At 46.1% G+C, this 19,609-nt stretch carries 14 protein-coding genes; 1 reads left to right on the top strand and 13 read right to left on the bottom strand.

The window, feature by feature from the left end:
* Nucleotides 1–23: 23 nt before the first annotated feature.
* From carB to secA, 5 genes are all read right to left on the bottom strand, one after another.
* Entirely contained in the window at nt 24–3,257 is a 3,234-nt protein-coding gene (gene carB / locus OQJ86_RS02010) for a carbamoyl-phosphate synthase large subunit (protein ID WP_265985693.1), read from the bottom strand.
* Nucleotides 3,258–3,273: 16 nt separating this feature from the next.
* The gene (gene carA, locus OQJ86_RS02005) at nt 3,274–4,413 is read right to left on the bottom strand and encodes a glutamine-hydrolyzing carbamoyl-phosphate synthase small subunit (protein ID WP_038866284.1); all 1,140 of its coding nucleotides are present in this window, start codon (nt 4,411–4,413) and stop codon (nt 3,274–3,276) included.
* A gap of 481 nt (nt 4,414–4,894) precedes the next feature.
* On the bottom strand, nt 4,895–5,704 hold the full coding sequence (dapB, locus tag OQJ86_RS02000) for a 4-hydroxy-tetrahydrodipicolinate reductase (RefSeq protein ID WP_038866282.1): 810 nt from the start codon (nt 5,702–5,704) through the stop codon (nt 4,895–4,897).
* A gap of 113 nt (nt 5,705–5,817) precedes the next feature.
* Nucleotides 5,818–6,216, bottom strand: coding sequence for an 8-oxo-dGTP diphosphatase MutT (mutT, locus tag OQJ86_RS01995; RefSeq protein WP_265985692.1), 399 nt, complete (start codon nt 6,214–6,216; stop codon nt 5,818–5,820).
* 73 nt (nt 6,217–6,289) lie between these two features.
* On the bottom strand, nt 6,290–9,019 hold the full coding sequence (gene secA / locus OQJ86_RS01990) for a preprotein translocase subunit SecA (protein ID WP_042605364.1): 2,730 nt from the start codon (nt 9,017–9,019) through the stop codon (nt 6,290–6,292).
* Between the two features lie 420 nt (nt 9,020–9,439).
* Between secA and OQJ86_RS01985 the strand changes: the two genes are divergently transcribed.
* Entirely contained in the window at nt 9,440–9,898 is a 459-nt protein-coding gene (locus OQJ86_RS01985; RefSeq protein ID WP_265985690.1) for a DUF721 domain-containing protein, read from the top strand.
* Between the two features lie 104 nt (nt 9,899–10,002).
* Here the strand turns inward: OQJ86_RS01985 and lpxC are convergent, their stop codons facing one another.
* From lpxC to murD, 8 genes are all read right to left on the bottom strand, one after another.
* Nucleotides 10,003–10,920: a UDP-3-O-acyl-N-acetylglucosamine deacetylase gene (gene lpxC, locus OQJ86_RS01980; RefSeq protein WP_038878223.1), complete on the bottom strand. Its 918-nt coding sequence runs from the start codon at nt 10,918–10,920 to the stop codon at nt 10,003–10,005.
* 101 nt (nt 10,921–11,021) lie between these two features.
* Complete coding sequence (gene ftsZ, locus OQJ86_RS01975; RefSeq protein ID WP_265985689.1) at nt 11,022–12,269, bottom strand: cell division protein FtsZ; 1,248 nt, start codon at nt 12,267–12,269, stop codon at nt 11,022–11,024.
* Between the two features lie 30 nt (nt 12,270–12,299).
* Nucleotides 12,300–13,562, bottom strand: coding sequence for a cell division protein FtsA (gene ftsA / locus OQJ86_RS01970; protein WP_038866269.1), 1,263 nt, complete (start codon nt 13,560–13,562; stop codon nt 12,300–12,302).
* Entirely contained in the window at nt 13,555–14,340 is a 786-nt protein-coding gene (locus OQJ86_RS01965; RefSeq protein WP_038866267.1) for a cell division protein FtsQ/DivIB, read from the bottom strand. Before OQJ86_RS01965 ends, ftsA begins: the two co-directional genes overlap by 8 nt.
* A gap of 191 nt (nt 14,341–14,531) precedes the next feature.
* Nucleotides 14,532–15,989: a UDP-N-acetylmuramate--L-alanine ligase gene (gene murC, locus OQJ86_RS01960; RefSeq protein WP_039974734.1), complete on the bottom strand. Its 1,458-nt coding sequence runs from the start codon at nt 15,987–15,989 to the stop codon at nt 14,532–14,534.
* A 22-nt stretch (nt 15,990–16,011) separates the two neighbouring features.
* Nucleotides 16,012–17,079 (bottom strand): undecaprenyldiphospho-muramoylpentapeptide beta-N-acetylglucosaminyltransferase, encoded by a 1,068-nt coding sequence (gene murG, locus OQJ86_RS01955; protein WP_039974732.1) that lies wholly within the window; start codon nt 17,077–17,079, stop codon nt 16,012–16,014.
* Nucleotides 17,066–18,262 (bottom strand): cell division protein FtsW, encoded by a 1,197-nt coding sequence (ftsW, locus tag OQJ86_RS01950; protein WP_038866261.1) that lies wholly within the window; start codon nt 18,260–18,262, stop codon nt 17,066–17,068. The genes murG and ftsW overlap by 14 nt, the downstream gene beginning before the upstream one ends.
* An 18-nt stretch (nt 18,263–18,280) precedes the next feature.
* Entirely contained in the window at nt 18,281–19,594 is a 1,314-nt protein-coding gene (gene murD, locus OQJ86_RS01945; RefSeq protein ID WP_265985687.1) for a UDP-N-acetylmuramoyl-L-alanine--D-glutamate ligase, read from the bottom strand.
* Between the last annotated feature and the right edge of the window lie 15 nt (nt 19,595–19,609).

The raw sequence follows: 19,609 nt of genomic DNA, 5'->3' as shown, positions 1-19,609 counted from the left end.
ACGGGCTTACTGATTTTTATCTATTACGCTTCTAGGCTAGCTTTCACTTTTGCGTGTAGCTCTTGAACCGAAGTTACTGTGCTCTTCGCATCTGCCGTGTGTGCCATACAAGTTGCGAATGCCGCATTTAGCGTAGTCGTGTAGTTCACTTTCTCAGCCAGTGCACCGCGACGAAGAACTTTAGAGTCTTCAATCGCTTGACGGCCAGCTGCAGTGTTCACGATGTAGGTGTACTCGTTGTTCTTGATACGGTCAAGAATGTGAGGACGGCCTTCGTGTACCTTGTTTACTAGACGTGGGTTGATGCCCGCTTCGCCAAGAATCACTGCTGTACCGTGTGTTGCATCTAGCTGGTAACCAAGCTTAGATAGCTTAGATGCTAGGTCTACAACGCGTTCTTTGTCGCCTTCGCGAACAGAAAGAAGTGCACGGCCGCCTTCTGGGTAGATGTTGCCACAACCTAATTCCGCTTTAGAGTAAGCTTCTGCGAACGTTGCACCAACACCCATAACTTCACCAGTAGAGCGCATTTCTGGGCCTAATAGTGGGTCAACACCTGGGAACTTGTTGAATGGAAGTACCACTTCCTTCACTGAGTAGTACGGTGGGATGATTTCTTTGGTAAAGCCTTGAGACTCTAGCGATTGACCCGCCATTACACGTGCAGCAATCTTAGCGATTGGTGCACCAGTTGCTTTAGATACGAACGGTACCGTACGTGCTGCACGAGGGTTAACCTCGATTAGGTACACTTGGTTGTTCTTAACAGCAAACTGCGTGTTCATCAGACCACGAACACCCAACTCGAACGCCAGTTTTTCAACTTGCTCACGCATTACGTCTTGGATTTCTTGGCTTAGCGTGTATGCAGGAAGAGAACATGCTGAGTCACCTGAGTGAACACCCGCTTGTTCGATATGCTCCATGATACCGCCGATAACTACGCGCTCACCGTCACAGATAGCATCGATATCCACTTCAACCGCGTCATCTAAGAAGCTATCAAGAAGAACTGGAGATTCGTTCGATACGCTTACTGCTTCGTTGAAGTAGCGACGTAAGTCTTGCTCATCGTATACGATTTCCATCGCACGACCACCCAATACGTATGAAGGGCGTACAACCAATGGGAAGCCGATTTCGCGAGATTTCTCTACCGCTTGTTCCATTGTTGTTACTGTCGCGTTCTCTGGCTGTAGAAGACCTAGACGGTCAACAGCAACTTGGAAACGCTCACGGTCTTCTGCACGGTCGATTGCGTCAGGGCTAGTACCGATGATTGGCACGCCAGCCGCTTCAAGTGCGCGAGCCAGTTTCAGTGGTGTTTGACCACCGTACTGAACGATAACACCTTTTGGCTTCTCAACACGAGCGATTGCTAGTACGTCTTCTAGAGTTACTGGTTCGAAGTACAGACGGTCAGATGTGTCGTAATCCGTTGAAACAGTCTCAGGGTTACAGTTAACCATGATAGTTTCGTAGCCATCTTCACGTAGTGCTAGTGATGCGTGTACACAACAGTAGTCAAATTCAATACCTTGGCCGATACGGTTTGGACCGCCGCCTAGAATCATGATCTTATCTTTGTCTGTTGGGTTCGCTTCACACTCGTCATCGTAAGATGAGTACATGTAAGCCGTATCAGAAGAGAACTCAGCCGCACACGTATCTACACGCTTGTACACTGGGTGTATATCGTATTGGTCACGCAGACGACGGATTTCGCTTTCCGCTACACCTAGAATCTTAGATAGGCGCGCATCAGCAAAACCTTTACGCTTCAGCTTGTTTAGCTCGTCTTTGTTCAGACCCGCGAAGCCTTTTGCTTTTAGCTCTTGCTCAAGTTTAACGATGTCTTCGATTTGAACTAGGAACCAACGGTCGATTTGCGTTAGGTTGAATACGCCATCTACTGACATACCCGCACGGAATGCATCTGCGATGTACCAAATACGCTCTGCGCCAGCTTCTTTTAGTTCGTGACGAATTGTTGTTAGTGCGTCTGGCGCATCTAGGTCAACCATTTCGTCAAAGCCAGTCGCGCCAACTTCTAGGCCGCGAAGCGCTTTTTGTAGAGATTCTTGCTGGTTACGGCCGATAGCCATAACTTCACCAACAGACTTCATTTGCGTCGTTAGACGGTCGTTAGCACCTGCAAATTTCTCGAAGTTAAAACGAGGAATCTTAGTTACTACGTAGTCGATTGTTGGTTCGAATGATGCTGGTGTTGCGCCACCCGTGATGTCATTTTGCAGTTCATCTAATGTGTAACCCACAGCCAGTTTCGCTGCAATCTTAGCGATTGGGAAACCTGTCGCTTTAGACGCTAGTGCAGAAGAGCGAGATACACGTGGGTTCATCTCGATGATAACCATACGGCCATCTTTCGGGTTGATACCAAACTGTACATTAGAACCACCCGTTTCAACACCAATCTCACGCAGTACTGCTAGAGATGCGTTACGCATTAGCTGGTATTCTTTGTCTGTTAGTGTTTGCGCTGGTGCAACCGTGATTGAGTCACCCGTGTGGATACCCATTGGGTCGAAGTTTTCAATCGCACATACGATGATACAGTTGTCCGCTTTGTCACGAACCACTTCCATCTCGTACTCTTTCCAACCGATAAGTGACTCATCGATTAGAAGCTCGTTAGTTGGAGAAAGGTCCAGACCACGACGACAGATTTCTTCAAATTCTTCTTTGTTGTAAGCGATACCACCGCCTGTACCACCCATAGTGAATGATGGACGGATGATACATGGGAAGCCAACCATATCTAGAACGCCGTAAGCTTCTTCCATGGTTTTAGCCGTATCCGCACGTGGACACTCAAGGCCGATAGACTTCATCGCTTTATCGAAACGAGAACGGTCTTCTGCTTTATCAATAGCGTCAGCCGTTGCACCAATCATCTCAACGCCGAATTCTTCAAGAACGCCATGCTTCTCTAGGTCTAGAGCACAGTTCAATGCTGTTTGACCGCCCATTGTAGGTAGAACTGCATCTGGCTTTTCTTTCGCGATGATGTTGCGAACCACTTCCCACTGGATTGGCTCGATATAAGTTGCATCCGCCATGTCTGGATCAGTCATGATGGTTGCAGGGTTAGAGTTCACAAGGATAACTCGGTAACCCTCTTCACGCAGTGCTTTACACGCTTGTGCGCCAGAGTAGTCAAACTCACATGCCTGACCGATAACAATCGGACCAGCACCAAGAATAAGAATACTTTGAATGTCAGTACGTTTTGGCATTATCTACTACTCCGAATTAAGCGCTGTGTTTTTTGATTAGTTCGATAAAGTGGTCAAATAGCGGTGCCGCGTCGTGTGGACCTGGGCTCGCTTCTGGGTGACCTTGGAAGCTAAATGCTGGCTTGTCTGTACGGTGAATACCTTGTAGAGAACCATCAAATAGCGATACGTGAGTAGCACGTAGATTTTCTGGCAACGTTGCTTCATCTGCTGCAAAACCGTGGTTTTGAGAAGTGATCATCACAACATTACGTTCCAAATCTTTTACTGGGTGGTTTGCACCGTGGTGACCAAACTTCATTTTCACTGTTTGTGCACCCGATGCTAACGCAAGGATTTGGTGGCCTAGACAGATACCAAAGATTGGCAGACCTTTCTCTAGGAAAGTTTTTGTTGCTTCAATCGCGTAAGTACATGGTTCTGGGTCACCAGGGCCGTTTGATAGGAAGACACCATCTGGGTTTAGAGCCAGAACTTCTTCTGCTGACGTTTCAGCAGGAACAACCGTTAGGCGGCAGCCTCGGTCAACCAACATGCGCAAGATGTTGCGTTTTGCGCCGAAGTCGTAGGCAACAACGTGATATGGCAATTCGCTGTCGTCTTTCGCTTCAGGAAGTCCACCTTCAAGCGTCCACGAACCTTGTTTCCATTGATACGCTTCTTTTGTTGTAACCTCTTTCGCAAGATCCATACCTTTCAAGCCAGGGAATTCTTTTGCTTTTGCTAATGCCAAAGCTTCATCTAGGTTGTTACCTGCAACGATACAACCGTTTTGCGCACCTTTCTCACGTAGGATACGAGTTAGCTTACGAGTATCGATGTCTGCAATGCCGACGATATTTTGCGACTTGAGGTAATCAGAAAGGGATTGTTCATTACGGAAGTTAGAAGCGATAAGAGGAAGATCGCGAATCACAAGGCCTTGTGCGTGGATTGAAGAAGATTCTTCGTCTTCGGAATTGGTTCCGGTATTGCCAATGTGAGGATAAGTGAGAGTAACGATTTGTTGAGAATAGGAAGGATCAGTGAGAATTTCTTGGTACCCCGTCATCGAGGTATTAAAAACAACTTCACCAACGGAAATACCATCTGCTCCAATGGAAACACCGCGGAACACTGTCCCATCTTCTAGGACTAACAGTGCTAATTTACCCAAGACAACCTCCAGAATAAAAATGCATAAAAAATAAATTAAGCTGCAAATTTGCCTTCCTTTACCTTGAAAACTTACATAAACAGGTATTTTTGACAAATTGGCGGTATTCTAATGACGGACTTCAAAACTGTCAACACACATTGAAAAATAAATTATCACTTTCTAGCGAGTAAGGGCATTTAAACAGAAAAAGCCCTAAAATTGTAAGTTTTATCGTTATTCATTCCCGACAGTTGGCCTTTTTTGTAAATTTTACAAATTTGAACTTATTGCAGATCACAAAATTTTGTGAGTTTTTTGCGCAAACGTTCATTACACAAAAACAACCCATGCTTTTGAGCAACTCAAGCACTTTTCACAACAAGACGCCCAAAAACACACCATAACTCAAGATGAAATCGCAGATGATACGACTCAATTTCTTTACATACTTTCCTCTAAATACAAAAAAGCCGGCTTACGCCGGCGAATAATTATGTATTTAAAGCTCGTTCAAGCCGAGCACATCGGTCATGGTATAGAAGCCTGATGGCTTCGAATGCAGCCAAACGGCGGCTTTTACCGCGCCATTAGCAAAGGTCATACGATCTGTTGCCTTATGAGTAATCTCAACACGCTCGCCGATATCAGCAAACATAGCAGTATGCTCGCCGACAATGTCACCGGCACGGATAGTGGCAAAGCCAATTTCATCTTTAGTACGTTCACCGGTAATGCCTTCGCGTGCGTACACAGCGACATCACTCAGTTTGTTACCCATCGCTCCAGCTATCGCTTCCCCCATGCCAATCGCGGTGCCAGATGGCGCATCCACTTTATGGCGGTGATGCGCTTCTACGATTTCAACATCACAGTAGTCACCCATAACTTTCGCTGCTTTCTCAAGAAGCTTGAAGACAAGATTCACGCCAACAGAGTAGTTTGGAGCCATGACAACTGGCACCTGCTTAGCTGCCTCGTCAATCAGCTCACGTTCTTCTTCGCTAAAGCCCGTCGTTCCAATAACAATGCACTTACCATGTTGCTTACATAGCTCTAGATTCGCCAGTGTGCTCACTGGAGCAGTAAAATCGATAACAACATCAAAGTTGTCGACTTCTTTTGCTAAATCATCCGTCAAAAAGACATCAAACTTACCTTCACCACACAGTTCACCCACATCAACGCCAACAAGTGAAGACTCTGGACGCTCTGAACCAGCCGTTACAGCGGCTTCTGAGTTGAAGTGTGAAGCTTTTACTAAGTTGCGACCCATACGGCCAGCAGCTCCTGCGATTGCAATACGAACCATTGCGCTTTCTCTCCTTCTCTGGATAACGAGGTTTGCACTCGTTCTCTTTCGTTTCGCGGTATCTTTTTAAACTAACAATATCCCGTGTTAACCACAAGACAGTTAGATGCAGGTTAGGAAAACTCTTTCACTACACGCTCTAGAATCGGTACATTAGCTTCTGGGAAAGCGTAGTTAGGTAACGCAATAATATCGACCCAACGCCCTTCTTGCCCTTCACGTCCATAAGGCTGATTGTTGAATTGAGAAACGGTCATGAAATCAAACTTTAAAGATTTATCTGGGTAGTCGTATTCCAAATGCTCAAATAAGGCTTGTTCTGTGACTGTGATACCAACCTCTTCTTCAAGTTCACGAATCATCGCTTGCTCGACTGTTTCATTTTGCTCAACTTTGCCACCAGGAAACTCCCAAAATCCACCTTTGTGTTTATCGTCCGGACGTTTAGTGATGAAGATTTGCGACCTGTCTTGATTGAAGATAATCGCCGCAACAATGTGAATTCTTTTCATTAGATTCATTCCTAGATCTGTCGATACAAAAAGAGCCGCCTAAGCGACTCTTTCTTAATATCTTCTGACTGTATTAGTCAATTTTACCGTGGCACTGTTTGTATTTTTTACCGCTGCCACATGGACAAGGCTCATTACGGCCCACTTTACGTTCGTCACGAACCATTGGTTGGCTAGAGCCTTCCTCTGCTTCTTCACCTTCTGTCAGTGGGTTTTGAGCTGCCGCGTGTTGAGCTTGAGCACGACGAGCCGCTTCCTCAGCTTGAGCACGACGTTGCTCTTCCATGCGTTCTACTTCTTCTTGCTGTTGAACACGCACGCGTGACAATACTGTAATTACGTCTGTTTTCAGCGCTTCTAGTAGACCTTCAAACAATTCAAACGACTCACGCTTGTATTCTTGTTTCGGGTTCTTCTGTGCGTAACCGCGAAGGTGAATACCTTGGCGTAAGTGATCCATCGCCGCTAGGTGTTCTTTCCATAGCGTATCTAGCGTTTGAAGCATGACCGACTTTTCGAAGTTGCGTAGCACTTGTGCACCAACCACTTCTTCTTTTTGCTTGTAAACTTCTACTGCTAGGTTAACGATCTTCTCACGTAATGCTTCTTCGTAAAGCTTGTCATCTTGCTCAAGCCACTCTTTGATAGGAGTATCTAGATCGAAGTCCGCTTTCAAACGCTCTTGCAGGCCTTCAACATCCCACATGTCTTCTAGAGATTGTGGCGGAATGTACTCGTCGATGATCGCTGTGATTACGTCTTCACGGTTTTGTTCGATCATATCGCTAATGTCGTCAACACTCATTAGCTCGTCACGCAATTCGTAAACCACTTTACGTTGATCGTTCGCAACGTCATCGTATTCAAGAAGCTGTTTACGGATATCGAAGTTACGACCTTCTACTTTACGCTGTGCTTTTTCGATTGAACGAGACAGCATCTTCGATTCGATCGCTTCGCCTTCTTCCATACCACTTTGGATAAGGCTCGCCATACGGTCTGAAGTAAAGATACGAAGTAGTGAGTCTTCCATTGATAGGTAGAAACGAGAAGAACCCGCATCACCTTGACGACCAGAACGACCACGTAGCTGGTTATCGATACGACGAGATTCGTGACGTTCCGTACCAATGATGTGCAGACCACCCGCATCTAATACTTGATCGTGAACCTGTTTCCACTCTGCTTTAATCGCATCAATTTGTTCTTTGGTTGGATCTTGTAGCGTTTCAACTTTTGCCTGCCAGCTACCACCCAATACGATATCGGTACCACGACCTGCCATGTTGGTTGCGATTGTTACCGCACCTGGCGTACCCGCTTCCGCAACAATCTCAGCTTCGCGTTCGTGGAATTTTGCGTTCAATACGTTGTGTTTGATCTTCGCTTTCTTAAGTGCATTAGAAAGAAGTTCTGATTTCTCGATAGAAACCGTACCTACTAGAGATGGTTGACCTTTTTCTACACGCTCTTTGATGTCTTCGATGATTGCAGCAAATTTTTCTGCTTCAGTACGGTAGACCACATCTGGCATATCATTACGGATCATTGGTTTGTTGGTTGGAATAACCACCGTTTCAAGACCGTAAATAGATTGGAATTCGAACGCTTCTGTATCTGCTGTACCTGTCATACCCGACAGTTTTTCGTATAGACGGAAGTAGTTCTGGAAAGTAATAGAAGCCAGCGTTTGGTTTTCGTTTTGAATCTTAACGCCTTCTTTCGCTTCAACCGCTTGGTGAAGACCTTCAGACCAACGACGACCTGGCATTGTACGGCCAGTGTGTTCATCAACGATAACCACTTCACCGTCATCGTTTACAATGTAGTCTACGTTCAGTTCAAACAATACGTGCGCACGAAGTGCCGCATTTACGTGGTGCAATAAACTAATGTTGGTTGGAGAGTAAAGCGTGTCACCCTCTTCCATCAAACCGTTCTTAACCATCAGCTCTTCAACGAACTCTTGGCCCGTTTCGGTTAAGTGAACTTGTTTAGACTTCTCATCCACAGTGTAGTGGCCGTCACCGCGGTACTCTTCAGAATCTTCTTTATCTTGTTTCTGAAGCTGTGGGATAAGCAAGTTGATGCGAGTGTATAGATCCGAGCTGTCTTCTGCTGGACCAGAAATGATCAAAGGAGTACGAGCTTCATCGATTAGGATTGAATCCACCTCATCGACAACAGCGAAGAAGCGTTCACGTTGAACACGGTCTTCATTGCGGAAAGCCATGTTGTCACGAAGGTAGTCAAACCCAAACTCGTTGTTTGTGCCGTAAAGGATATCGGCTTCGTAAGCTTCTTTCTTAGCTTGAGGAGGCATGTTTGGCACGTTGATGCCAACAGTCATACCAAGGAACTCGAATAGTGGACGGTTTGTTTCCGCGTCACGTGTTGCTAGGTAATCGTTCACCGTTACAACATGGACACCTTTACCAGGAAGTGCGTTTAGGTAAGCAGGAAGAGTCGCCGTTAAAGTTTTACCTTCACCAGTACGCATTTCAGCAATTTGGCCACCGTTAAGGACCATACCACCAATAAGCTGCACGTCGAAGTGGCGCATACCGTAAACACGCTTAGATGCTTCACGAACCGTAGCAAATGCTTCTGGAAGTAGCTTATCAAGAGTTTCGCCTTGCTCTAGGCGCTCACGGAACTCAACAGTCTTTGCTTTTAGCTCTTCATCAGACAGTGCTTCGAACGTTGGTTCGTAGTTATTGATCTCTTTTACAATTTTTCTAAGGCGGCGCAGTGTTCGGTCGTTGCGACTGCCAATAACTTTTGTCAGTAGCTTAGCTATCATTTTTCGTGAATCTCTCTTTTATCAGACCGTTCCCGATCTACTCGTAATGCCTTCAGTCTCTGCAAGTTTAGAACTAAGAATACTGAGATAAATCATTTATCAAAGATATTGAGTTCAAACGTCCATATTTCAAGGCTTAATTTTGAATCAATGTGGCTTAGTGTAAGGATTTTTCATCGATACAACCATAAATAGACGTATTTGTTTGAAGCACTCGTAAGTTTTTAACCAAACTGATGACGGATTCGCCAGTATTACACATACATATCGCTGCTCAATCGGCATTATCAAAACAATCCGTCTCGCCATGCTATATCAAAAATTTATGGGCGAGCTGAAGATAAAGGCCATAATGTAAACTATACCTAAGCAGAAAGCTGCTCTAGAATACCCATATCTCAACAAAATTAGATTTTACCTATGCGTGATCATCGCCCTACCTCAACAGACGATCTTATTGCCGAATCCCAGTTCAAAAAGATACAAGAACATGCGGGAGACATCCTGCAACTTAATCAGGCGCTGCAAGAGATCCTACCTAAGGGTACGGCAGATCATTGCCGAGTGGCTAACGTACGTAACGGTCATTTGCTCATTGATGTGGCCTGCGCTTCACTAAAGATGAAGATCGATTACGATCGTTTAATGATCCTAAATAAGCTTCGAACTCAAGGCTATGCAAAGCTGATGAGTGTGGAAGTTCGAATCAACCCATCACTATACCGGAATCGTTTCGGGCACGATGACAGACCAAAGCGTCCACCTCTTACTGAAGCTGCAGCAAATTCATTAATGATCATCGCAGATATGGCGCCACCAAAGATTCAAGAGCGTTTGAAACGTCTTGCGGAAATGGCAGAAAAGAAGAAAGACAAGTGATAGGTAGAGCGAAGAAAGAACAGTGACCTCACTGTTCAAAACTCAGATAGTAAAAAACCAGGCGGCGGGCCTGGTTTTTTTAATCTATTTTGCGTCAGCGTTGATTACGCAAGCACCATGTTTGGTTCTGCAAATGCAACTGGTGAACCGACTTCTTCTTCGAATGTTGTCCATTCCCATGCTTCTTGATCAGCAAGAACAGCACGCAGAAGTTGGTTATTCAGGCCGTGACCTGATTTATAAGCGCGGAATTCACCAATAATTGCATGACCACACATGTAAAGGTCACCAATGGCATCCAACACTTTGTGAGTCACAAACTCGTTTTCAAAACGAAGACCTTCTTCATTAAGAATACGGTAGTCATCCAAAACAATCGCATTATCAAAGCTACCACCTAGAACAAGGTTCTGAGATTGCAGGTATTCGATGTCACGCATAAAACCAAACGTACGTGCACGAGAAATTTCGCGAACGAAACCTTGAGAAGAGAAATCAAACATAAGGCGCTGCTCGTCTGATTCAATCGCAGGGTGGTTGAAGTCAATCTCGAAGTCCATACGGAAGCCGTTAAATGGCACAAATTCTGCCCACTTATCGCCATCTTCAAAACGAACTGGTTTTTTAATACGAATAAAGCGCTTAGGTACATTTTGCATCTCGATACCTGCTTGTTGTAGCAAGTATACGAATGGGCTTGCACTGCCATCCATAATAGGGATTTCAGGTGCGTCAACTTCAACTACGATGTTGTCAATACCCATACCAGCAAGTGCCGCATTCAAGTGTTCAACAGTTGAAATACGAATACCTTCGTCGTTCACTAATGCAGTACAAAGCATAGTGTCACGTACAGATGCCGGGTCAGCTGGAAAATCTACAGGTGGATTTACATCGGTACGACGGTAAATGATACCTGTGTTTGCAGCAGCTGGGCGCAGAGTAAGTGTGACTTTACGACCAGAATGGAGACCCACACCAGTTGTTTTCACTATTTCTTTCAGAGTACGTTGTCTGATCATCTGCTTGCCTCTCTAAAATATGCTACAAAACACGGCCGTCTGTAACGTCGACCGTGAATGCTACCATAATTTTGAGCTATGTCAAATTTACGGGTTAAAGATTAATCAGCCTGACGACGCAAAAATGCCGGAATATCTAAGTAACCACTTTCTTTCTCTTGCTTCGGTGCCGCCGAACTTTGGCTTGCAGAAGAAGCTGGAGAAGAAACGGTATTTGTCGGCTGAGGAGTTACCTGTGGCTTCTCTTGCACTGGTGAAGTCTGCAAAGTTTGTGCCGGTTTCTCTTCAGCTTGCGGTGCCGCAGTTTGCTGCTGTAGTTGAGCTTGAGGAGCTGCCTGAGTCGGAGCCACTTTAGCTTTGCCACCCGCAACTAGCGTGATATCTGGTTTCTTCTCATTACCAATACCTGTTGCAACAACAGTTACGCGGATTTCGTCCGTCATATCAGGGTCTAGAGATGTACCGATAACCACTGTTGCATTGTCAGAAGCAAATGCTTTCACTGTGTTACCTACGGTCTCAAACTCGTCAAGACGCATGTCCAAACCAGCCGTAATGTTAACAAGAACACCACGAGCACCCGCTAGATCGATATCTTCTAGAAGTGGGCTAGAAATTGCCATCTCTGCCGCTTCTTCAGCACGGTCTTCGCCTTTCGCGATGCCGCTACCCATCATTGCGTGACCCATTTCCGACATCACAGTACGTACGTCTGCAAAGTCGACGTTGATCATGCCAGGACGAGTGATTAGCTCTGCGATACCTTGAACAGCGTTTTTAAGAACGTCGTTCGCACTCGCAAATGCTTCAAGTAGCGTAACACCACGACCAAGTACTTTAAGTAGCTTTTCGTTTGGAATCGTAATCAAAGAATCAACATGCTTAGAAAGCTCATCGATACCTTGCTCTGCAAATGCCAAACGCTTTTTGCCTTCAAAGCTGAACGGTTTTGTTACTACCGCAACAGTCAGAATGCCAAGCTCTTTAGCGACTTCTGCGATAACAGGAGCTGCACCAGTACCTGTACCACCACCCATACCTGCTGCGATAAACACCATATCGGCACCAGTTAGGGAATCTTTAAGTCTATCTCTGTCTTCGAGAGCTGCCTCACGGCCAACCTGTGGATTCGCACCTGCCCCCAGACCTTTAGTGATATCACCACCGATCTGAATAACATTGCCAACGCTTGTCTTACGAAGTGCTTGCGCATCAGTGTTGACGCTGATGAATTCCACACCTTCGATGGATTCACGCACCATGTGTTCAACAGCGTTACCACCGCCGCCACCAACTCCAACGACCTTGATTACTGCATCGTCAGACATTTCCATCATCGGTTCAAACATGTGTTGTCTCCGTTTATCCTGCAACTCAGGTTAAAACTCTTTTTGTATCCAATTACGCAATTTACCGAAGAAGCCAGTAACAGATGAGCGCTTAGGTTCATTATAATCGCTATCGTCGCTAGACTGCATGTCTCTCGCGTAATGAAGTAATCCAACTGCCGTAGAATGGTACGGCTCTTTTACATAGTCAGTTAATCCGCTGACTTCGAGCGGTTTGCCGACCCTTACTTGGTTGCGGAATACGCGTTCCGCACATTCTACCACTCCTTCGATTTGCGCAGCACCGCCGGTGAGAACTACACCCGCAGCAAGATGGTGTTTAATGCCTTCTTCGCGCAATTTCGCTTGTACAGAGTCGATAGTTTGGTTAACTAATCCCATCAGCTCAGAGTAGCGTGGTTCAATGACTTCTGACAAAGTCTGACGTTGCAGACTACGTGAAGGTCGACCACCTACGCTTGGGACGTTAACCGTGTCATCCTTACTGACCAGTTCACTCAAGGCGCAGCCATATTTGACTTTGATTTCTTCAGCATCGCTCACTGGCGTACCAAAAGCAAAAGCAATATCGCTAGTTACCGCATTTCCTGCGTAAGAAAATACTTCTGTGTGACGCAACGCACCACCGGTCCAGATAGAAACATCCATCGTGCCGGCACCGATATCCACCACACAAACCCCAAGCTCTCTTTCGTCCTCGGTAATTACTGCATTACTCGCAGCAAGCCCAGAAAACACAAGTTGCTCTACTTTAAGACCACAACGTTCTACAGCCTTAATAATATTGCGTGCCATATCATTATGGCATGAGATCAAATGGACGCTTACTTCCATTCTCACTCCAGATAAACCAAGTGGGTTTTTGATGCCCTCTTGGTAGTCGATGGTGAACTCTTGTGGAATCACATGAAGGATTCGTTGTTCATCACCGATTTTAATCGATTTGGCTGTATGGATAGCACGATCCATATCTTCTTGAGACACTTCTTCATCAGAAATCGTGCCCATGCCTTTTTCAATTCGGCTTGCGATATGTTTACCAGACAACGAAATGAATACTCGGCTGATTTGGCATTCCGCCATTAGCTCAGCTTGATCAATTGCGCGTTGTACTGATTTTACAACCGACTCCAAATCATTCACGCCGCCTTTATCCATGCCACGTGAGGGGCTGCTACCAGCACCAATAATATTTATTTGGCCATCAGGTAGAATCTCGCCCACTAGAGCTGATACGGTTGCAGTGCCTATATCCAGACCAACAATAATGTTGTCATCAGCGGCCTTAGTCATCTGTACTCTCTTGTTCTAACTCATGTTCAGGAAACCAACCAACCGCGGCTCCCGTATCGTATCGAAGATCGATATAACTGATTCTTTGAGTGTCACTGCCAAGCTTGTTATAAAGCGAGAAAAAGCGCTCTATTCGCTCATCCAGAGACTCTTTACCAAGCTCTAGTCGAATACCGTTATCAAGGATGATTTGCCAAGCTCGTCGCTCATTTAAAACCAGAGACGATATAGCCAAACCCAATTGTTGGAACTTAGGTCGGAGTTCGCGGTAGGTTTGCAAGACTTCCGGCCCAGTTGCATTGGGTCCATATAACTTAACTTTCTCTTCCTTTAGCAGGCCGACATCGCCTTCAAATACCAAACCGTTGTTATCTAACAGCTCGATGCCATTCCAGATGGCGACAGGGCGATGTTCTGTCAAAAATACTTTTACCGTGTCTGGCCATTGCTTGCGGATCGCGGCATGCGCGACCCAAGGTAAGGCTTCAACACTTTGCTGCAACACATCGATGTCTTGCGACATAAACGTGCCGATATGATCAATCTTGCTAAACGCTGCTTGAACATCGTCTGCGGTGACGTACTCCAGTTTTCCTTGAAGCACGATTTTGGAGAGAGGTAACCTTTGGTCATCCCACATCCAACTGATCGCTGAGTACAAAACAGAACTGATTAAGGTCACGACGACAACGAAAAATAGCACACCCAAGATTTTCTCTTGGCGACCACGGTTAGTCTCCGTGTTAAGTCGCTCTTCATTCAGTGCAATATTCAACAACGTCTTTGTTTCCTGACTTTTGTCTTGTACTTTTCACCGTGTGAGTACACATCGGCAAAAGTATTGACTTTAACCTTGGGATTATACTGAGCTCTTGTAAACTATCAAACACTGATAGCGATAAATCACAACGATCTTGACGCAAAATCGAGATCTATGTCTTTCTCTGTGCTTTGCGTCAATTTTCGTGATTACCCGAGCATATTATTTATGTTCAACTCAAGCGTTGCCAATTGCTTAGCGACTTTACCAACATCACCGGCACCTTGAGTTAAGATCAGGTCGCCGTCTTGTATAACGTTAGCTAAAACTGACGGTAATTGCTCTATTTCAGGCACAAAAATTGGATCTACCTTCCCACGACTACGAATCGTTCGGCATAAAGCACGACCATCAGCGCCAGCGATCGGTTTTTCACCCGCCGCATAGACATCGAGCATGATCAGTACATCAACTTGCTCCAGCACGTTAGCAAAATCATCGTAAAGGTCACGAGTTCGACTGTAACGATGTGGCTGGAAGATCATAACAAGACGCTTGTCTTGCCAACCGGCGCGCGCTGCATTGATCGTTACATCCACTTCTGTTGGGTGGTGACCGTAGTCATCAACAAGCATTGCATGGCCGTTGCCAGTATCAAACTCGCCTAAATGATCAAAACGACGACCTGTACCTTGAGTACCAGCCATTGCTTTTAAGATTGCTTCATCACTGATGTCGTCTTCTGTTGCTACGGCAATCGCGGCTGACGCATTGAGTGCATTGTGGCGACCTGGGATATTTAGTGTGATATCCAGATTCGCACGCCCTTCACGAACCACGGTGAACTTGCCTTGCTGGCCTTCTTGGTGGTAGTTCTCGATACGTACATCGGCATCTTCAGAAAAACCGTAAGTGATCACTTGGCGGCTAATACGTGGAATCAGCTCGCGAATCACAGGATCATCTATACACACGATCGCTTGACCGTAAAACGGTAAATTATGAAGGAAGTCGATGAAGGTTTGCTTCAAAGTTTCAAAATCGCCGCCGTACGTATCCATATGGTCTGCTTCGATGTTCGTGACGATGCTCACCATAGGTTGTAGATGCAGAAATGACGCATCACTCTCGTCCGCTTCTGCAATCAAAATTCGGCTAGAACCTAGACGCGCGTTAGTGCCAGCACTCTTAACTAGACCACCGTTAACAAACGTTGGATCTAAACCTGCTTCAGAATAGATTTGTGTCACTAACGCAGTCGTCGTCGTTTTACCGTGCGTGCCTGCAACGGCAATACCATGACGGAATCGCATTAGCTCGGCAAGCATCTCTGCACGGCGTACAATTGGAATACGTAATTCGCGAGCCGCGATGACTTCTGGGTTTTCTTCGTTGATCGCTGTTGAAACCACAACCACACTGGCTTTTTCCACATTGCTGGCTTGGTGACCGATAAACACGGTTGCACCTTTTGATACTAAACGCTCCGTCACTGGGTTCTCTGATAAATCAGAACCCGTGATTTGGTAGCCTTCGTTCAACAGCACTTCTGCAATGCCGCTCATGCCCGCACCACCAATACCGATGAAGTGGATGGATTTCACGCGGCGCATCTCTGGCACCATTGCGCGAATCTGAGCTAAGTCTTGTGTATGTTGGATTGTCATCAATTCTATTCTCAATAATTCGTTAACGCTTTTCGGTCAAAGCGACAATGGCTTGTGCGACTGTTTTATCCGCATCTAACTTTGCTGCACTGCGTGCTTGCTCAGCCATTGTAAGTAAAGCTTGTCGATCCAATTGTTGGATCTGTTGAGTCAATGACTCAACGGTTAAATCTGGTTGTTCAATCATCTTAGCCGCACCGCAATCCACCAAGTGGTCTGCATTCAATGCTTGCTGGCGGTCTTTATGCATAAACGGCACAAAAATGGCACCAACACCGGCCGCTGAAACTTCAGAAACAGTGAGTGCACCTGAACGACAAACCAAAAGGTCAGCCCATGCATAAGCATTTGCTACATCGTCGATGAATTCGGTTACTTCTGCATTCACAACACCATTGGCTTGGTACGCTGTATTCACTTCTTCAGCAGCACCTTTACCCGCTTGATGACGAATACAGTAATCTTCGCCCAATTTAGCCATCACTTCTGGCAGAGTTTGGTTAAGAATTCGTGCGCCTTGGCTTCCTCCCATCACCAAAATCCGAATCGGACCTTGTCGCTCTTGCATCCGCTCAGTTGGCGCTTCCAATTGAGTCACGTCTTCACGAACTGGGTTGCCAACGACTTCTGCTTTTGGAAAAGCACCAGGAAAGGCTTGAAATACCTTTTTGGCAATTTTCGACAGCCATTGGTTAGTTAAACCCGCGACAGCATTTTGTTCATGCAGGACAACAGGAATACCACTCATCCAAGCAGCAATACCACCAGGACCACTCACGTAACCACCCATACCAAGCACGGCATCTGGCTGCCAGCGTTTCATGTGAGCACGAGCCTGCTTGATGGCATTAATAATCTGAAATGGTGCCACAAGAAGACGCTTAACGCCTTGACCTCGTAGACCTTTTACTTTGATAAAGTCGATTTCAATGCCATGTTTCGGCACTAAATCCGCCTCCATTCTATCCGCAGTACCTAACCAGCGGATCTCCCAGCCTTGCTCCTGCAGTTGTTTTGCAACCGCTAAACCTGGGAACACGTGACCGCCAGTACCACCAGCCATCACCATCAAACGTTTATTTTTCTTCATCAATTTGTTTTTCTAGTTCTTTCTGGCCGTGCTTCAAACGGCATTCATGATCGATACGCAGCAATATAGACACCGCTACAGACATAATGATTAAACTCGAACCACCATAACTGATCAGCGGCAGAGTAAGACCTTTGGTTGGAACGATACCGGCCGCTGCGCCAACATTAACCAGCGTTTGGAAAGCAAACCAAATACCAATACCAAATGCGAGGTAACCGCCAAACATTTCGCCTTCTTCAAAAGCACGTTTGCCGATATAAACTGCTTTTAGCACCAAACTGAAAATCAGCATTAGCACTAACACGACGCCAACAAAACCCAGCTCTTCAGCCAGTACCGCAAACACGAAGTCGGTGTGCGCTTCTGGAAGATATTCCAGTTTTTGAATCGAGTTGCCTAAGCCTTGCCCAAACCATTCACCACGACCAAACGCCATGAGAGATTGAGTCAACTGATAGCCGCTACCAAATGGGTCTTCCCAAGGGTCGAGAAACGAGGTAACACGACGAATACGGTATGGCTCGACCAAAATCAAGCCAACCACGGCAGCAATACCAGCAATCATGAGCGCTAAAAACTGAGTCAGCTTGGCTCCAGCAATGAACAGCATGCCAAACAGTGTCACCAGCATTACAACCACGGTACCTAGATCGGGCTGCCCTAGAAGCAACACGGCGAAGAAGGCAAACACCATGATGGGCTTCATGAAACCGCCAAAGAAGGTTTGGCGAACTTCGTCTTGCTTACGCACCAGATAACCGGACATGAAGACAAATAGCGAGAGCTTCGCGACTTCGGCCGGTTGCAAGTTAAACAGTCCCAGCGGGATCCAACGCGATGCACCGTTTACCGACTTACCAGCCAATAATACGATGATGAGTAAACCAAACGAGATCCACAATAAGTAATGGCTTCGCTTAAACCATTGTTCTAGTGGGATTTGAAGAATGACGGCAGACACACCAATCGCCAGCACCAAGAAAGTGGCATGACGGAACATAAAGTGAAATGGCTGATCCGTCAGACGTGAGCTTATTGGAAATGATGCTGATGTCACCATCACCAAACCGGTTAACATCAAACCCAGTGCAATCCATACGAGTTGACGGTCAAAGAGCGCCTCTGGAGCAGGATGCTTAAGCCAAGTGCCAATGCTGCGTTTAACGTTACCTAAACCCACGAAGTGTGTGACCTTTAATTATGCATATTTCTCAGCAAGAGCCGCAAATGCGTCACCCCTTGCCATAAAGTTGTCGAATTGATCAAAGCTAGCACATGCCGGAGATAGCATCACCATATCGCCCGTATTTAACTGCGAAGATATCTGTTGAATCACATCTTCCATGGTGTCGAAACGAGTTGCGGATTCATGCAGTGGCATAAAATCATCGCCATCTTTGCCAAAGCAGCAAAGCTGCAAGTTAAGCGTCGCTAAGATCGGCTTTAATGGTGTGAAATCTGCGCCTTTACCAACACCACCAACCAACAAATACAATTTACCCATTGATTCTAAGCCAGAAAGCGCAGCCATAGTGCTCGCAATATTAGTTGCTTTGGAGTCATTCACCCATTTTACACCATGATTATCCGCAACCACTTGGCATCGATGTGTCAAACCAGTGTAAGTTTTCAGTGCATTCAAGGATTTGTGATAATCCACATCCGCCGCTTTAAGCAGAGCAAGTACGACGAGAGCGTTAGCCAGATTGTGCTTACCAACCAACTTCAATTCATCACTGGCAATCACGCGCTGACCATGATCAAGCAGCCAAGTACGGTTACCGTCAACGTCAAGGCCGTATGCTTGTTCATCACTACCAAACGTCACCAACGGTATTTCAGTCTCAGGGAAGGTTTCTCGATCATTACGGTTAACCACTGCCAGTTCTGCGTTATTAAAAATGCGCAGCTTAGCTTGTCGGTAGTCCGCCATGCCGTCATAACGATCCATGTGGTCTTCCGAAAGGTTTAGAAACGCAGCCGCTTTAAGCTTCAAGCTTGATGTGGTTTCTAGTTGGAAGCTAGATAGTTCAAGTACATACAAATCTGCGTCTTGCTCTAGCAAATCGAGAGCAGGAACCCCGATATTGCCACCAACACCGACCGTTAACCCGGCAGCTTTTGCTAACACGCCTGTTAGGTCTGTTACCGTGCTTTTACCATTAGAACCGGTAATCGCAATAACAGGTTTATCGACTGCCCACGCGAAGAGCTCGATATCACCAACAACTGGCTTTCCTTTCGCAAGAACCGATTGTATTTCTGGTGTCGCTAAGGCGATGCCTGGGTTAGTCACGACTAAGTCAGCTTCTGCAAGCCATTCGGTATTCCAGCCACCGCTGTGGAGTTCTACCTGCTCTGACAAACGCTCAGCCCCCGGAGGGTTAGTGCGCGTATCAATGACTTTGATCGTCAGTTGCGGTTGAGTTTTTGTGAGGTGTTTAACGACAGAGAGCCCGGTAATACCGAGCCCTACGACGACGACCTTATGTATGTTTTGCCAACGTTCCATATTTGATCACGCAAT

The sequence above is a fragment of the Vibrio sp. Sgm 5 genome (genome assembly GCF_026241575.1).
GTDB lineage: Bacteria > Pseudomonadota > Gammaproteobacteria > Enterobacterales > Vibrionaceae > Vibrio > Vibrio jasicida.
Note: the sequence above shows the minus strand (reverse complement) of the source record. Positions and strands in the feature narration are given on the sequence as shown.